17 protein-coding genes are annotated in these 14,229 nt (G+C 63.3%); 13 read left to right on the top strand and 4 right to left on the bottom strand.

Features of this window, described 5'->3' with window-relative positions; translation table 11 throughout:
* The first annotated feature begins 1 nt into the window (after position 1).
* From rplO to AC5RVY_RS01240, 12 genes are all read left to right on the top strand, one after another.
* Positions 2-493, top strand: coding sequence for a 50S ribosomal protein L15 (gene rplO, locus AC5RVY_RS01295; RefSeq protein WP_493952908.1), 492 nt, complete (start codon positions 2-4; stop codon positions 491-493).
* A 214-nt stretch (positions 494-707) separates the two neighbouring features.
* Positions 708-2,018, top strand: a complete 1,311-nt coding sequence (gene secY / locus AC5RVY_RS01290) for a preprotein translocase subunit SecY (RefSeq protein ID WP_493952907.1) — start codon at positions 708-710, stop codon at positions 2,016-2,018.
* 5 nt (positions 2,019-2,023) lie between these two features.
* Positions 2,024-2,593 (top strand): adenylate kinase, encoded by a 570-nt coding sequence (locus AC5RVY_RS01285; protein WP_493952906.1) that lies wholly within the window; start codon positions 2,024-2,026, stop codon positions 2,591-2,593.
* 69 nt (positions 2,594-2,662) lie between these two features.
* Positions 2,663-3,490, top strand: a complete 828-nt coding sequence (map, locus tag AC5RVY_RS01280; protein ID WP_493952905.1) for a type I methionyl aminopeptidase — start codon at positions 2,663-2,665, stop codon at positions 3,488-3,490.
* A gap of 119 nt (positions 3,491-3,609) precedes the next feature.
* On the top strand, positions 3,610-4,683 hold the full coding sequence (locus AC5RVY_RS01275; protein ID WP_493952904.1) for a P1 family peptidase: 1,074 nt from the start codon (positions 3,610-3,612) through the stop codon (positions 4,681-4,683).
* A gap of 172 nt (positions 4,684-4,855) precedes the next feature.
* On the top strand, positions 4,856-5,077 hold the full coding sequence (infA, locus tag AC5RVY_RS01270; protein ID WP_009358723.1) for a translation initiation factor IF-1: 222 nt from the start codon (positions 4,856-4,858) through the stop codon (positions 5,075-5,077).
* 69 nt (positions 5,078-5,146) lie between these two features.
* The gene (rpmJ, locus tag AC5RVY_RS01265) at positions 5,147-5,260 is read left to right on the top strand and encodes a 50S ribosomal protein L36 (RefSeq protein WP_009358722.1); all 114 of its coding nucleotides are present in this window, start codon (positions 5,147-5,149) and stop codon (positions 5,258-5,260) included.
* Positions 5,261-5,434: 174 nt separating this feature from the next.
* Positions 5,435-5,809: a 30S ribosomal protein S13 gene (gene rpsM / locus AC5RVY_RS01260; RefSeq protein ID WP_003803743.1), complete on the top strand. Its 375-nt coding sequence runs from the start codon at positions 5,435-5,437 to the stop codon at positions 5,807-5,809.
* 52 nt (positions 5,810-5,861) lie between these two features.
* Complete coding sequence (rpsK, locus tag AC5RVY_RS01255; protein ID WP_018760435.1) at positions 5,862-6,263, top strand: 30S ribosomal protein S11; 402 nt, start codon at positions 5,862-5,864, stop codon at positions 6,261-6,263.
* A gap of 130 nt (positions 6,264-6,393) precedes the next feature.
* Positions 6,394-7,404 (top strand): DNA-directed RNA polymerase subunit alpha, encoded by a 1,011-nt coding sequence (locus tag AC5RVY_RS01250; protein WP_013601812.1) that lies wholly within the window; start codon positions 6,394-6,396, stop codon positions 7,402-7,404.
* Positions 7,405-7,472: 68 nt separating this feature from the next.
* Positions 7,473-8,057 (top strand): 50S ribosomal protein L17, encoded by a 585-nt coding sequence (gene rplQ, locus AC5RVY_RS01245; RefSeq protein ID WP_493952903.1) that lies wholly within the window; start codon positions 7,473-7,475, stop codon positions 8,055-8,057.
* A 32-nt stretch (positions 8,058-8,089) separates the two neighbouring features.
* Positions 8,090-8,983 carry a tRNA pseudouridine synthase A gene (locus AC5RVY_RS01240; RefSeq protein WP_493952902.1) on the top strand — a complete coding sequence of 298 codons (894 nt, stop codon included), beginning with the start codon at positions 8,090-8,092 and terminating at the stop codon, positions 8,981-8,983.
* 116 nt (positions 8,984-9,099) lie between these two features.
* On the opposite strand, the gene AC5RVY_RS01235 is transcribed toward AC5RVY_RS01240, so the two are convergent.
* Complete coding sequence (locus tag AC5RVY_RS01235) at positions 9,100-10,767, bottom strand: sensor histidine kinase (protein ID WP_493952901.1); 1,668 nt, start codon at positions 10,765-10,767, stop codon at positions 9,100-9,102.
* 255 nt (positions 10,768-11,022) lie between these two features.
* Here AC5RVY_RS01235 and AC5RVY_RS01230 point away from each other — a divergent pair, with 255 nt between their 5' ends.
* Positions 11,023-11,814 (top strand): response regulator transcription factor, encoded by a 792-nt coding sequence (locus AC5RVY_RS01230; protein ID WP_493952900.1) that lies wholly within the window; start codon positions 11,023-11,025, stop codon positions 11,812-11,814.
* 31 nt (positions 11,815-11,845) lie between these two features.
* Here the strand turns inward: AC5RVY_RS01230 and AC5RVY_RS01225 are convergent, their stop codons facing one another.
* From AC5RVY_RS01225 to AC5RVY_RS01215, 3 genes are all read right to left on the bottom strand, one after another.
* A complete protein-coding gene (locus tag AC5RVY_RS01225) occupies positions 11,846-12,310 on the bottom strand; it encodes an Hpt domain-containing protein (RefSeq protein ID WP_493952899.1) in 465 nt (154 codons plus the stop codon).
* A 94-nt stretch (positions 12,311-12,404) separates the two neighbouring features.
* Positions 12,405-13,289 carry a type II secretion system F family protein gene (locus tag AC5RVY_RS01220; protein WP_493952898.1) on the bottom strand — a complete coding sequence of 295 codons (885 nt, stop codon included), beginning with the start codon at positions 13,287-13,289 and terminating at the stop codon, positions 12,405-12,407.
* Positions 13,290-13,296: 7 nt separating this feature from the next.
* Positions 13,297-14,229 (bottom strand): type II secretion system F family protein, encoded by a 933-nt coding sequence (locus AC5RVY_RS01215; RefSeq protein WP_493952897.1) that lies wholly within the window; start codon positions 14,227-14,229, stop codon positions 13,297-13,299.

Genomic DNA, 14,229 nt, shown 5'->3' with positions numbered 1-14,229 from the left:
AATGGCAGAGAACACTCCTGAAAAGGCTCAGAGCGCCGCTGCTGAGAAGCAGAGCGCACTGAAGGTTCACCACCTGCGTCCCGCCCCGGGTGCAAAGACCGCCAAGACCCGTGTTGGTCGTGGTGAAGCATCCAAGGGTAAGACCGCCGGTCGCGGTACGAAGGGTACTGCAGCCCGCTACCAGATCAAGGCTGGCTTTGCCGGCGGCCAGTTGCCGCTGCACATGCGCCTGCCCAAGCTGCGCGGCTTCAAGAACCCGTTCCGCGTTGAGTTCCAGGTTGTGAACCTGGACAAGCTCAACGAGCTGTTCCCGGAAGGTGGCTCAGTCACCGTCGAGAACCTGGTCGAAAAGGGCGCCGTTCGCAAGAACCAGCCCGTCAAGGTGCTGGGCACCGGCGACATCACCGTCAAGGTTGACGTCACCGCCCACGCATTCTCGGCCAGCGCCGCTGAAAAGATTGCTGCAGCAGGCGGAAGCACCACCGCTCTCTAGAGCTGGTGGGTGAAAGCCCGTTGTTGAACTCCCGGTACCGGGGCCCAGGCCCCGGTACCGGGAGTTTTTCACATCCATCGGACGTATTTTTCCCGCCACCGGGCGCATGCAGCCTTGCCCGGATTGTTCGCATGGCGCATCCAACCGTTAGACTCGGTTGTTGGGATTCTTAGATCCCCATCACACACTTTTATCCACATCACCAGGAGGACGCTTGCTTAGCGCATTTGGCCGGGCCTTTCGCACGCCTGATCTGCGACGCAAGTTGTTGTTCACGCTGGGAATCATCACCATCTTCCGCTTGGGTGCTTTCATTCCCTCGCCCGGTGTGAACTACCAGAATGTCCAGCAATGCTTGCAGAACGGTCAGACCGCAGGTGGCCTGTACCAGCTCGTTAACCTGTTCAGCGGCGGCGCGTTGCTCCAGGTGTCCATCTTCGCGCTGGGCATCATGCCGTACATTACGGCCAGCATCATCGTCCAGCTGCTCCGGGTGGTTATTCCCCGGTTCCAGGAGCTCTACGAAGAGGGCGCGTCCGGGCAGTCGAAGCTGACCCAGTACACCCGGTACCTCACTATTGCCCTGGGCCTCCTCAACGCCACCACGCTGGTATCCCTGGCGCGTTCCGGTCAGCTCCTTCCCGGCTGCAACCTGCCGATCATCCCTGACACCAGCGTGATCACCACCATCCTGATCATCATCACCCTTACAGCCGGCACCGGCCTGATCATGTGGATGGGCGAGCTCGTCACCGAGAAGGGTGTGGGCAACGGTATGTCCCTGCTCATCTTCACCTCGATCGCAGCCCAGTTCCCCACCTCGCTGGGTGCCATCTGGACTTCGCAGGGCCCGGGAACGTTCTTCATTGTCCTGGCAGTGGGCCTGTTGACAGTGGCCCTGGTGGTCTTCGTTGAGCAATCGCAGCGCCGCATCCCGGTGCAGTACGCGAAACGGATGATCGGCCGCCGCACCGTGGGAGGTACCAGCACGTACATCCCCATCAAGGTCAACATGGCCGGCGTCATCCCCGTCATTTTTGCTTCCTCGATGCTTTACCTGCCTGGACTGATCTCCCAGTTCAACCAGCCAAAGCCGGGCGAGCAGCTCCAGCCGTGGGTTGAATGGATCAACAACAACCTGACCCGCGGTGACCACCCGATCTACATGGCGATCTACTTCATCCTGATAGTTTTCTTTACCTACTTCTACGTCGCGATCACCTTCAACCCTGAAGAAGTCTCCGACAACATGAAGAAGTACGGCGGCTTCATCCCAGGTATCCGCGCCGGTAAACCGACCGCTGACTACCTGCAGTACGTGCTTTCCCGGATCACGCTCCCCGGTGCCCTGTACCTGGGCTTCGTGGCGCTGATTCCGCTGGTGGCACTGGTACTGATCAACGCAAACCAGAACTTCCCGTTCGGTGGCACCTCGATCCTGATCATGGTGGGCGTTGGCCTGGAGACCGTCAAGCAAATTGATGCGCAGCTACAACAACGTCACTACGAAGGGCTTTTGCGATGACGAGAATGCTGATTATTGGACCTCCCGGTTCCGGAAAAGGAACGCAGGCGGAGCGGATTTCAGAGCGCCTCGGCGTTGTGGCCATCTCCACCGGCGATATCTTCCGGGCCAATGTGAAGGGTGAGACCCCGCTTGGCATCGAAGCCAAGAAGTACATGGACAACGGCGACTTCGTTCCGGACAGCGTCACCAACAAGATGGTGCGTGACCGCCTGAGCGAGTCCGACGTCGAGAACGGCTTCCTGCTGGACGGGTACCCCCGCACCACAGCACAGGTGGACTACCTTGATGAGATCCTCGCCAAGGACCAGGAGAAGCTGGACGTGGTCCTGCAGCTCACGGCCGACGACGAAGAACTGGTGCACCGGCTGCTGGGCCGGGCCAAGGAAACGGGCCGGAGCGACGACAATGAAGCCGTCATCCGCCACCGCCTTGACCTGTACCACGAGCAGACCGAAGCAGTGGTGGCCAAGTATGCCGAGCGCGGCATCCTCACCCAGGTGGACGGCATCGGCCCCATTGATGAAGTGACGGACCGCGTGATGCAGGCCATCAAGGCCGCCCAGGCAGCCTGATCCAGGCAAGTTTTTCCGAGGCTCCTCCCGGTACACGGGAGGAGCCTCAGCCATTTGAAAGGAAGCACCATGGCCTTTGGCCAGCCCCGCATTGAATACAAGACCAACGCCCAGATGCGCACCATGCACGAGGCGGGCCTGGTCCTGAGCCGTGCGCTTGATGCCGCTGTTGCAGCCGCCGTTCCCGGCGTCACCACCAAGCACCTGGACGACGTCTTCGCCGCTGTCCTGAACGAGGCCGGCGCCAAGTCCAACTTCCTCGGCTACCACGGGTTCCCCGCCACCATCTGCACCTCGGTCAACGAAGAGGTGGTTCACGGCATCCCCGGCAGCCGCGTCCTGAACGACGGCGACATCATCTCGATCGACGGCGGCGCCATTGTCAACGGCTGGCACTCCGACTCGGCGCGGACAGTCATTGTGGGCACCGCTGATCCCGAGGACCAGCGCCTTTCCGACGTGACCCGGGCAGCCTTGTGGCACGGGATCGCGGCGCTGGCCGCCGGAAAGCACGTGGGCGATATCGGCGCCGCCATCGACGACTACGTCTCGTCGGTTCCCGGCAAGCCGCTGGGCATCCTCGAGGACTACGTTGGCCACGGCATCGGTTCAGAAATGCACATGGCGCCGGATGTCCTCAACTACCGCACGAGCCACCGCGGCCCAAAGATCCGGCCCGGCCTGTGCCTGGCCATCGAGCCCATGCTGGTCCGCGGCAGCATCGAGACTGCTGTGCTGGAGGACGACTGGACCGTTATCACTACCGACGGTGCGCGCTCCTGCCAGTGGGAGCACTCCGTTGCGGTCCACGAGAAGGGCATCTGGGTGCTGTCAGCGCCCGACGGCGGTGCGGAGCACCTGGTGCCCCTCGGCGTCACCCCGGTGCCGATCCCGTAAGTTTCGACGCGTATATTCTCCGGCGACACAGATAATCCCTGGCGTGCTCATGTATGGGCTGCGCCAGGGATTTTGCGCGTCCATGGGGAGTCTGCGCGTCGCAGGGGAGAATGGTGCGCATGGGAGCAATCACCGATGTAGCCGGGATCCGGGTTGGGCATGTGCAGAAGTCCGACGACCGCTGGCTCACCGGGGTCACGGTGGTCCTGCCACCACCTGGCACCGTTGGATCCGTTGATGTCCAGGGCGGGGGACCGGCAACGCATGAGACGGACGCCCTAGATCCCACCACGCTGGTCAGCGCCGTTGACGCCGTGGTCCTCACCGGTGGCAGCGCGTACGGCCTCGCCTCGGCCGGTGGCGCCCAGCGCTGGTGCGAAGAAAACGGCCGGGGATTTGCCGTTCCCGGGGGAGTGGTGCCGATCGTCCCGGCGGCTGCGATCTTCGACCTGGGCCGCGGCGGCGACTTTTCCGCACGTCCGACGCCGGACATGGGCTATGCGGCAACTGTTGCCGCTGCTGCCGAAAAGGAAGGTCACGACGTCGGCCGTGGCAACGTGGGCGCCGGAACCGGCGCAGTCATCGCCCGCACGTACAAAGGCGGAGTGGGGACCGCCTCGATCACCCTCGAGAACGGTGTTGTTATCGGGGCAATCGCCGTGGTTAACGCGCTGGGGCTCCCATTCGTGGGGGATGAAGCTGGTGGCCGGGCTGGCACCGAGCAGGCGGAGCTGTGGCCCAGCAGCGCGCGTCTCAGCGGGGGCCACGACGGCGGGGTTCCTTGGCCGAGCTGGCGAGGCGAGGGAGCCCTTGGGGAGGAACGCCCGAGCGCGCAGAGGGACCCAACCCCGGGAGCTCCGGAAGCACCTGGACTTAACACCACCCTTGTTGTGGTCGCAACTAATGCCGTTCTGGATGTGGCCGAGTGCAAGCGCACCGCCGCTGCCTCGCATGCCGGGATTGCCCGCGCCTTGAATCCGAGCCATACCCTGGGCGACGGGGACACGGTTTTTTGCCTCGCTACTCAAGCTGTGGCACTCGACCGCTCTGACGAAACTGCGCGGCAGATCAGCCTCATCACGCTGCAAAGCGCGGCAGCCGACGTCGTACGTTTGGCCATCCTCGACGGCGTGGCCAGCGCTGAGGCCGTGAGTACTCCGGCCGGGGATTATGGTGCGTTCGGCACCCGGTAGGTTACTATGGCCGATTTAACTTTTACAGCCGGACAGAGTAGTGTTGTCTGTTGGTTGTCTGGACTGCCGCGCCCTTTTGGGTCCTGGAGCTGACAATCGATCCAACAAAAACGTTCGTGGTCATGCCCGGTGCAATCCGGCGGGACTGCGGCAACAACAGTTAGCGGAGGGTATGGCCAAGAAGGACGGGGTCATTGAGATCGAAGGCGTTGTGACCGAGGCGCTGCCTAACGCGATGTTTCGCGTTGAGCTCACCAACAAGCACATCGTTCTGGCACACATCTCTGGAAAGATGCGTCAGCACTACATCAGGATTCTCCCTGAGGACCGCGTAGTGGTGGAGCTGAGCCCGTACGACCTCACCCGTGGTCGTATCGTCTACCGCTACAAGTAAATTGCTGGGCGGCCTCAGTGCGAACTGAACGCCGCTCCAGTTGACCAACTGTTAACGCAAAGGAATGCCATGAAGGTCAAGCCGAGCGTCAAGCAGATCTGCGAAAAGTGCAAAGTGATCCGCCGTAATGGCCGGGTCATGGTGATCTGCGAGAACCCGCGCCACAAGCAGCGCCAGGGCTAATTCCCTTCATCGGGAATTCCTGGGTTGCTAACCCACGCAAGTAAATAAAGGCAGCACAAGCTGATCTGGGACGTATGGAGCCCGGGCAGCTTACCCCCGGTCGGAGGCTGGGGCCGCACAGAACGTGCGGGTGTACTGCCTACGACCTCCGGTTTATCAAGGAGTACTGCCACTATGGCTCGTCTCGCTGGCGTAGACATTCCCCGCGAAAAGCGGCTGGAAATTGCGCTTACTTACATCTACGGCGTGGGCAAGACCCGTGCACACGAAACCCTGGCTGCCACTGGGATCAGCGCTGACGTTCGCGTCAAGGACCTGACTGATGCCCAGCTGGTTGAGCTGCGTGACTACATTGAAGGCAACTACAAGGTTGAGGGTGACCTTCGCCGCGAAGTAGCAGCAGATATCCGCCGCAAGGTTGAAATCGGCAGCTACGAAGGCCTGCGCCACCGCAAGGGCCTGCCCGTACGCGGTCAGCGTACGAAGACCAACGCACGTACCCGCAAGGGCCCGAAGCGTACCGTCGCCGGCAAGAAGAAGGCCCGTTAAAATCCCCGCCGGGATTAACGGACTTCCCCAATAACTTTCTGTAGGAGAAAAAATGCCCCCGAAGACTCGTGGCGCGGTTCGCAAGCCGCGTAAGAAGGACAAGAAGAATATCGCGCTTGGCCAGGCGCACATCAAGAGCACTTTTAACAACACCATCGTTTCCATCACGGATCCGAGCGGCGCTGTTATCTCTTGGGCTTCCTCAGGTGAGGTTGGCTTCAAGGGCTCGCGCAAGTCCACCCCGTTCGCAGCCCAGATGGCTGCCGAAGCTGCTGCAAAGCGTGCCCAGGAGCACGGCATGCGCAAGGTTGACGTTTTCGTCAAGGGACCGGGCTCCGGACGCGAAACCGCGATCCGCTCGCTGCAGGCCGCAGGCCTCGAGGTTGGCTCCATCCAGGACGTCACCCCCGCTGCCCACAACGGCTGCCGTCCGCCGAAGCGCCGCCGCGTCTAAGGCTTCCGACGCCTATGAGCTTGCCCGGACCGCTGATGGTCCGGGCAAGCCCAGCGCGTTAAGTCTTCAGACCGAATTTCCACCACCTGTGTTGCGTCATATAGCGGATGCTCGCCGAAAGGAAACCTAAGTGCTCATTGCACAGCGCCCCACCCTCTCCGAAGAGGTAGTCTCCGAAAACCGTTCGCGTTTCATCATTGAACCGCTGGAACCGGGCTTCGGCTACACCCTCGGAAACTCCCTCCGCCGTACCCTGCTTTCCTCCATCCCCGGTGCCGCTGTAACCAGCATCCGGATCGATGGCGTGCTGCACGAGTTCACCACGGTTCCGGGTGTCAAGGAAGATGTCACTGAGATCATCCTGAACATCAAGAGCCTGTCGGTCTCCTCCGAGCACGATGAGCCGGTTGTCGCATACCTGCGCAAGCAGGGCCCCGGAGTCGTCACCGCCGCGGACATCGCTCCGCCGGCCGGCGTCGAATTCCACAACCCGGATCTGCACATCGCCACGCTGAACTCGAAGGGCAAGTTCGAACTCGAACTGACCATCGAGCGCGGCCGCGGCTACGTTTCGGCAGCTCAGAACAAGTCCGGCGACGCAGAGATCGGCCGTATCCCGGTCGACTCCATCTACTCGCCGGTGCTGAAGGTTACTTTCCGCGTGGAAGCAACCCGTGTTGAGCAGCGCACCGACTTCGACAAGCTGATTGTCGACGTTGAGACCAAGCAGGCCATCGCCCCGCGCGATGCTGTTGCTTCCGCAGGCACCACCCTGGTGGAGCTCTTCGGTCTGGCACGTGAGCTGAACACCGCAGCTGAAGGTATCGAGATCGGCCCGTCGCCCACCGACGCTGCCCTGGCAGCCGACATGGCACTGCCGATCGAGGATCTGGACCTCACCGTCCGTTCCTACAACTGCCTCAAGCGTGAGGGCATCCACACCGTGGGTGAACTCGTTGCCCGCTCCGAGGCTGACCTGATGGACATCCGCAACTTCGGTGCCAAGTCCATTGACGAGGTCAAGGCAAAGCTGGTTGAACTGGGCCTGTCCCTCAAGGACTCGCCTCCCGGTTTTGACCTCGCAGCACGCGCCGCAGCAATCGAAGAGGACGACGCCGCCTTCGGCGACGACGAACTCTAAACCAGACCTTGGCCGCCGGGCCGCACCATGGTGTGCGGCCCACGGCTTCCACATGAGGAGAAACAATTATGCCTACCCCCACTAAGGGTCCGCGCCTCGGAGGCGGCCCGGCTCACGAGCGCCTCATGCTCGCGAACCTGGCAGCATCCCTGTTCGAGCACAAGCGGATCACCACCACGGTGACCAAGGCCAAGCGCCTGAAGCCGTACGCAGAGCGACTGGTGACCTTCGCCAAGCGCGGCGACCTGGCTTCCCGCCGCCGCGTCCTGGGCCTGATCAGCAACAAGGGCGTCGTCCACGAGCTGTTCACCGACATTGCCCAGGCAGTGGAGAACCGCGACGGCGGCTACACCCGCATCACCAAGATCGGCAACCGCAAGGGCGACAACGCTCCCATGGCTGTCATCGAACTGGTTCTCGAGCCGGTTTCCGCCAAGCAGGCTGTAGTCGCTGAGGCTACCTCCGCTGCCAAGCGCGACGCCGAGAAGGCTGCTCCGGCTGCCGAGGAAGCTCCCGAGGCTGAGGTTGTTGAGACCGAAGCTGCAGAGGCTGAAGTTGCTGAGGCTCCGGCCGAGGAAACTGCAACCGAAGAGGCTCCGGCCGCTGAGGAAGCTCCCGAAGCACCTGTTGCTGAGGAAAAGGACGCGAAGTAATTCGCTGATTTTCTTCGCATAGACTTATGTCTATGAACCACCAAAAACCCGCGGCTCCCGTTACTGGGGGCGGCGGGTTTTTGCGTGTCCGGTTTGATGTTTCGTACGACGGCGGCCCCTTCAACGGGTGGGCACTGCAGCCAGGACTGCGGACGGTCCAGGGCGTCCTGGAGGAGGCCCTGGAGCTGTTGGTCCGGCGCCCGATCCGCGTGACGGTCGCCGGCCGGACCGACGCCGGAGTCCACGCGCGGGGTCAGGTGGTGCATCTGGACCTCACGGAAGCCGAGTGGCTGGGCCTGCCGCGTGGGCACGAGCTCGATCCCGCCGTCGCCATGCTCCGCAGGATCCGCGGCGCCTTGAGCCGTATCCTCGGAGAGCTCACCGGTGCCGTGGAGGTCTCCCGGATCTCGCTGGCGCCTGAGGGTTTCGACGCCCGGTTCTCCGCGCTCTGGCGGCGTTACAGCTACCGCATCGCGGATGGCCCCGCGCTCTGGGACCCGCTGGGCCGTTACTGGACGCTGTGGCACAAGAACCCCCTGGACGTGTCCCTGCTGAACGAGGGCGCCGCGAAGCTGCTGGGGCTGCAAAACTTCCTCTCCTTCTGCAAGCCGCGGGAGGGCGCCACCACCATCCGGGAGCTGCAACGTTTCGAGTTTGCCCGCGCTGAAGACGGCGTTATTGTGGCCACCGTCCAGGCTGATGCCTTCTGCCACAACATGGTGCGCGCCCTGATCGGTTCCGCCCTGTACGTGGGGGAGGGCGTGGAGGAGCCCGGCTGGCTGTACGAGCGGTTGCAGGCCAGGAAGCGTGACGCCAAGTCCGTGCTGGCAGCGCCGCACCCGCTGGTGCTGGAGGAAGTGGCCTACCCGTCCGACGACGAGCTCCTGGCCCGAGCCGAGCTCACCCGGGCGCTGCGGGAGTACTAGTCCCCACCCGCACCTTAACCTCGCACGCTCCATCCGGCGCCCTGCCCTCGCAGCTCGGGACGGGGCCCTCGCCGGAGCGGCTCCTGGCCAGGGAACCCTGCGGGCGTGGGCCCAGCCTAGAACGAGGGCGGGGGGCCCTCGGCCGGCAGGGTCAGGGTGAACGTGCTGCCGCGTCCTTCGCCGCTGACACACGTGATCTGCCCGCCGTGGCGTTCCACAATCATCTTGGTGATGGACAGGCCCAGCCCGGCGCCGCCGATCGCCGCCTCCTTGGCGGACTCGGTCCGGAAAAAGCGCTTGAAGATCCGCTCCCTGTCCTCACCGCTGATGCCCATCCCGGTGTCGCTGACGCTGAGCTGCACCCAATCGTTGGTGGTGTGCGCGCTGATGCTGACGTTCCCGCCGTCGGGCGAATACTTGATGGCATTCGACACCAGATTGTCCAGCGCCTGCCCGATCCGGAGCGGGTCCGCGTAGGCCCACAGGGGTGAGGGAACATCCGCCGAAAGCTGGATGTGCGCCAGCTCGGCCTGCGCCCGGGCGGACCCGATGCTGGTCTCCACCAGGCTGGCCAGGTCCGTCCGCTTGGGGTGCACGTTCAAGGCAGCAGACGCCGAGGTGGACAGGTCTGCGACGAGGGCCATCAGCCGCTCGGCGTTCCGTTGCACCACCAGCAGGCGCTGGGCCACTTGCGGGGGCAGGACGGCGACGTCGTCGAGCACCAGATCGACGTTGCCGATGATGGAGTTCAGCGGGGTCTTGAACTCGTGGGTCACGTTGGAGACGAGTTCCTGGTTGGTCGCCAGAGCCTCCACCCAGCCGGTCACGTCACTGTAAACCACCACCGCGCCGGTGAGCTGGCCGTCCTCGCTGACCAGCGGCCGCGCTGCGGTGGACATCGCGCGTTGTTCAGGTCCCTCCCCGGCCCACACTAGATAGTCGGCGAAGGATTCGCCGGCGATGGCCCGGCTGATGGGACGCTTCTCCGGCGGCAGCAGGGTGCGCCGGTCCTGGCCGAAGACCAGCTGGTGCCCCTGTCCGGGAAAGGCATCATCGGCATGCGTGGCCTGGCGGAAGTTCCGTTGCCTGCTGTTAGACACCAGGAAGCGGCCGGATCGGTCGACGGCGGCAATTCCGACGTCGGTGGCGTCCAGTACCGTCTCCAGGAGTTTTTCCCGTTCCCTGCTCTCGCGCAGCAGTTCGCGGAGTTCCCTGTCCTTCTCCGCCAGTTCGCGCTGCTGGAGCCGGACATTCATGGTGGCGAACCGGATGGCGAGGGAGACCGCCAGCGTCATGAGGGGAAAGAGGAACACTCCTGTGACGTCCGAAGCCGTCAGGTTGGGGAACCGTCCTGCCACTGGGGGGACCATGATGAACATGGGCCCGAAGAAACTGAGGACCAGGCTGCTGCGGGTGAGCCTTCCGGAGGCGGAGAGCCAGATGACCGGGAATACTGCCAGAACCGCCAGACCGGGGAGAAGGGGTGCGGCGCCATTGCGGAGAAGCCCGATCGCCACGAAGTCAAGGACGGGAATCAGCAGGTAGGGGCGGTGCGCGAGCCGTTCCCAGGGGACTAAGAGGCAACCGAGGAAGAGCGCGAACGAAAGAATGAGCCCGGCGATATAGAGCGGGCTGTGCAGCAGGGCGGGCCAGGCAAACGGCGTAGCAATGGCCAGCCCGGCCACGATCAGGGTGAGGGGCAGTTGGCACAGGGCAACCTGGGAACGCGGGCCGAGGCGCTGGAAGATCCGGGCGGACCTGCGCGCAAAAAGGTGCTCAGCCATGAATCCTGCCCGGGTCCAGCGGGGCCATTAAAAAGATTCCCGGCGCAGGTGCATCCAGATTCCTGTAGGGCACCCTGGCACACGTCCTCTCTGACTCGTGATCTACATTCCCTGTCATGATAATTGACTTTTAAAATGCAATGTTGAACCAGGTGTCATCAGCCCGGCTTACTAGTAGCGTATAAAGGGTTGGAGCGGGTATGGCATTGGCGCTGGGCTAATGGGGGGCCATAACCGCCTGGCGCAGGGATATCAATGGACGATCTTGGTGTGGCTGTAGTTATTGAAGACGACGCCGATGTGCGGAACCTCCTTGAAGGGGTGTTAAGCCAGGCGGGCTTTGAGGTGCATACCGCAGTTGACGGGCGGGCCGGCGTCGAAGTGGTCCGCAGCAAGCAGGCCAACGTGGTGACGCTGGACATCGGGCTGCCGGACATCGATGGCCTCGAAGTCCTGCGGCGGATCCGCAATTTCAGTAATGCATATGTAGTGATGCTCACGGGCCGCACAGACGAGCCGGACTTGCTGTCCGCCCTCAACGCCGGCGCTGACGATTACATCGCCAAGCCCTTCCGGCCGCGTGAGTTGCGCGCCCGGGTGTCGGCAATGATGCGCAGGCCGAGGCATGAGATCACCGGGCACCAGCCTGCGTTGGCTGGCTGGGGAGTGGCGCCCGCAACGGCAGCCCGGCCTGAGGACGGGGCGGTGCTGCAGCACAACGGGCTGGAACTGAACCACCGGACCCGTACCGTGGAGGTTAATGGGGAACCGCTGGGCCTCACGCGCAGTGAGTTTGACCTGCTCCACGTGCTCCTGAAGGGCGGCGGGGCAGTTTGTACCAGGACGGACCTTGTCCGGGCGGTCCGCGGGGATTTCTATGACGACGACACTTACATCAGCGAGGCGGACGAGAGGGCTGTCGAGGTTCACATCGGCAACCTGCGGCGCAAGCTGAAAGAGGACCCCATCGCACCTCGTTGGCTGCAGACGGTACGCGGCGTGGGCTACAGGTTGGCGCCCAGCAGACAGGATGCCTCGCAGGGTTGACTTGTTCTTGCAGGGCGCCGGGTGAAGCGCGTCAGCCGTTCTTGAGGATGTAGGTGGCCTGCAGCTCGGAGACCGTCTGGCCGCCGTCCTGGGCAACCCGCTCCATCAATGCCTGGCCCTGGCCGAAGTCACCTTGCCGGATCAGCGTCTCCAAGAGCTCCGCCAGTCTGGCCAGGCGGACCCCGCCCACCATGGCGGAACTGATTTTGAGGCTGATGGCGGCGTCCAGGGCTGAGTCCATGTCGTGGCTGTGTACAGCGGCCGCAAGCCGGGCGCAACGCTGGTCCCACATGGCGGCGTAGTCACGGGCGAAGCGCTGCGCGAGGCCGGAGCCTGCCAGTTCGTCTTCCAGCTCCTCGAGGACGGCGGCGTCAACGAGCGGCAAGAGTCCGGCCGCTTCCTGTGAGATTGCGGATTTGGCTGACGCTGTGATCCCGGGCCGCGGTGGTTCCGCTGCTGCGCTCCTGCCGCTGGAGCCGGGATCTGGACTTTGCATTCTTCAAGGCTACTTCCTGGAGTTAGATGGTTGTCCTATTTCGGGTGATCCTGTGTAAACCTTGAGCGATCCTTGCACCGAGACTTTTGGGTTCCTATTGTCCGCTGAATGTCATGACGGTGTTGATGACAGCCGGTCCCAGAATTGCAATGAAGAGGACCGGGAAAATGAAGAACAACAGCGGAAACAAGATCATCACAGGAAGTTTCATCGCTTTCTCTTCGGCTCGCTGGCGGCGCTTTACCCGCATGACTTTGGCCTGGACCCGCAACACCCGGCTGATCGCGATGCCGTAAGTGTCCGCCTGAACCACGGCCTGCACAAAGCTCCGCAGCTCTGGAATATTGGTCCTCTCGGCTAGGGCGAGGTAGGATTCCCGGCGGCTGCGGCCCACCTGCATGTCCTGCAGCGTGCGGACAAGTTCCTCGGCCAACGGTCCCTTGCCGTTGTCCCCGGCGCGAGCCATCGCGCCTTCGAATCCCAAGCCGGCCTCCACGGAGATCAGCATCTGGTCAAGGGTGTTGGCCAGTTCCAGCTGGATGATTTTCTGCCGTTCCTTCCCCTTGCTGTAGAGGAGGAGGTCGGGGATGAAATAGCCCAGGAAGAGCAGGAACAGCCCTGCCAGTTTCATCATGGGACTGCTTCCCACAGAACTCAGGTAGAGGCCTGCGGTCACCCCGGCCAGGCCGATGCCGAGCTTAGACCCGAGTACCTTTCCCAGGGGCATGGAGGCAGGCCGACCGGCCAGCCCCAGCAGCCGGTCCAGGAAAGCGACATAGGCGGGCGGGGTGAGCCGGCGGCCGATGCCTTCGAGTAGGCCGGGCTTACCAGCCGGAGCGGCAGCCAGGGGAATGGCGCCGCGGGACAGCAGATCGTTGACCGCCACACGGCCCTGCTTGTCCAACGTCAGGACCGACCAAGCCAGCGCACCGACGGGGACGCAGACCAGCAGGACGGAGAGGAGAACTATCAGGTTCATGGCATCCTCAGAACTTCAGGTCGATGATCTTGCGCATCCAGAGCGCGCCAATGGTCATAAGGACGAATGATGCACCGATCATCACCCAGCCCAGGGGATGGGTGAACATGGAGTTCATGTAGTTCGGGCTCACGGACAGGAGCATGGCCACAATGCCGAACGGCATGGCGATGAGGATGTAGGCGGAGAACTTGCCCTCCGCCGCCAAAGCCTTGATGTGTCCCTTGATTTCAGCGCGCTCGCGGATGGTTTCGTTTACCTGGTCCAAGACGTCTGCCAGGTTGCCGCCTACCTCGCGGTTGATCTGGATCGCTTGGGAAATCCAGATAAAGTCCTCGTTCTTCATCCGGTCCGCCGTGTCGTTGAGCGCAGCCAGCAGGTCACGGCCGAGGCTGGTTTCGGTGATCACCCGCCGCATCTCCTCCGACGTGGGCTTCTGCGACTCGGCGCCGGCTGCGTCGATGGCGCGCAGGATGCTGTGGCCGGCACGCAGGCCGCCGGAGAGGAGCTGGAGGGTATCGCCCAGCTGGCTGTCGAACGCGGCACGGCGTTTTCCGGCCAGGAATCCCAGGACCAGCTTCCCCACGAAGGGTGCGAGCAGGGCCAGGAGGATTCCCATCAGCGGTCCCACAGTGACGACACCCACCAGCATTCCCACACAGGCCCCGATCCCCACCAGCAGGAAAAACTCGGCCTGGCTCAGGCGCAGCCCGGCGTTTTCGAGTTCGGTCGGGGAGAAGAGGCGGACGTTCCTACCCTGCAGGAGGCGTTCAAAGGACCGTACGCCGGAGAGAGCCAAGCGGGAGATCGACGACGGCGGCTCGGGTTCGAACGGACGGCGGCGGTCCAGCGGCACGTCCGGAGTGCTGGGCAGGAGCGCGGCCACGCCTAGGAGGGTGACGGCGAGCAGCAGGATGACTGCTCCAACAGCGAGGATCAC

The sequence above is a fragment of the Arthrobacter sp. Ha26 genome, assembly GCF_059091705.1.
This window is presented reverse-complemented; position numbering and strand designations above follow the sequence as displayed.

Bases quoted from the DNA above. Each gene is read 5' to 3' on its own strand.
- rpsK (WP_018760435.1), top strand. From the start codon at position 5,862: ATGCCCCCGAAGACTCGTGGCGCGGTTCGCAAGCCGCGTAAGAAGGAC.
- infA (WP_009358723.1), top strand. From the start codon at position 4,856: ATGGCCAAGAAGGACGGGGTCATTGAGATCGAAGGCGTTGTGACCGAG.
- AC5RVY_RS01220 (WP_493952898.1), bottom strand. From the start codon at position 13,289: ATGAACCTGATAGTTCTCCTCTCCGTCCTGCTGGTCTGCGTCCCCGTC.
- rplO (WP_493952908.1), top strand. From the start codon at position 2: ATGGCAGAGAACACTCCTGAAAAGGCTCAGAGCGCCGCTGCTGAGAAG.
- AC5RVY_RS01240 (WP_493952902.1), top strand. From the start codon at position 8,090: ATGAACCACCAAAAACCCGCGGCTCCCGTTACTGGGGGCGGCGGGTTT.
- rplQ (WP_493952903.1), top strand. From the start codon at position 7,473: ATGCCTACCCCCACTAAGGGTCCGCGCCTCGGAGGCGGCCCGGCTCAC.
- rpsM (WP_003803743.1), top strand. From the start codon at position 5,435: ATGGCTCGTCTCGCTGGCGTAGACATTCCCCGCGAAAAGCGGCTGGAA.
- AC5RVY_RS01230 (WP_493952900.1), top strand. From the start codon at position 11,023: ATGGACGATCTTGGTGTGGCTGTAGTTATTGAAGACGACGCCGATGTG.
- AC5RVY_RS01225 (WP_493952899.1), bottom strand. From the start codon at position 12,310: ATGCAAAGTCCAGATCCCGGCTCCAGCGGCAGGAGCGCAGCAGCGGAA.
- AC5RVY_RS01275 (WP_493952904.1), top strand. From the start codon at position 3,610: ATGGGAGCAATCACCGATGTAGCCGGGATCCGGGTTGGGCATGTGCAG.
- map (WP_493952905.1), top strand. From the start codon at position 2,663: ATGGCCTTTGGCCAGCCCCGCATTGAATACAAGACCAACGCCCAGATG.
- rpmJ (WP_009358722.1), top strand. From the start codon at position 5,147: ATGAAGGTCAAGCCGAGCGTCAAGCAGATCTGCGAAAAGTGCAAAGTG.
- AC5RVY_RS01285 (WP_493952906.1), top strand. From the start codon at position 2,024: ATGCTGATTATTGGACCTCCCGGTTCCGGAAAAGGAACGCAGGCGGAG.
- AC5RVY_RS01235 (WP_493952901.1), bottom strand. From the start codon at position 10,767: ATGGCTGAGCACCTTTTTGCGCGCAGGTCCGCCCGGATCTTCCAGCGC.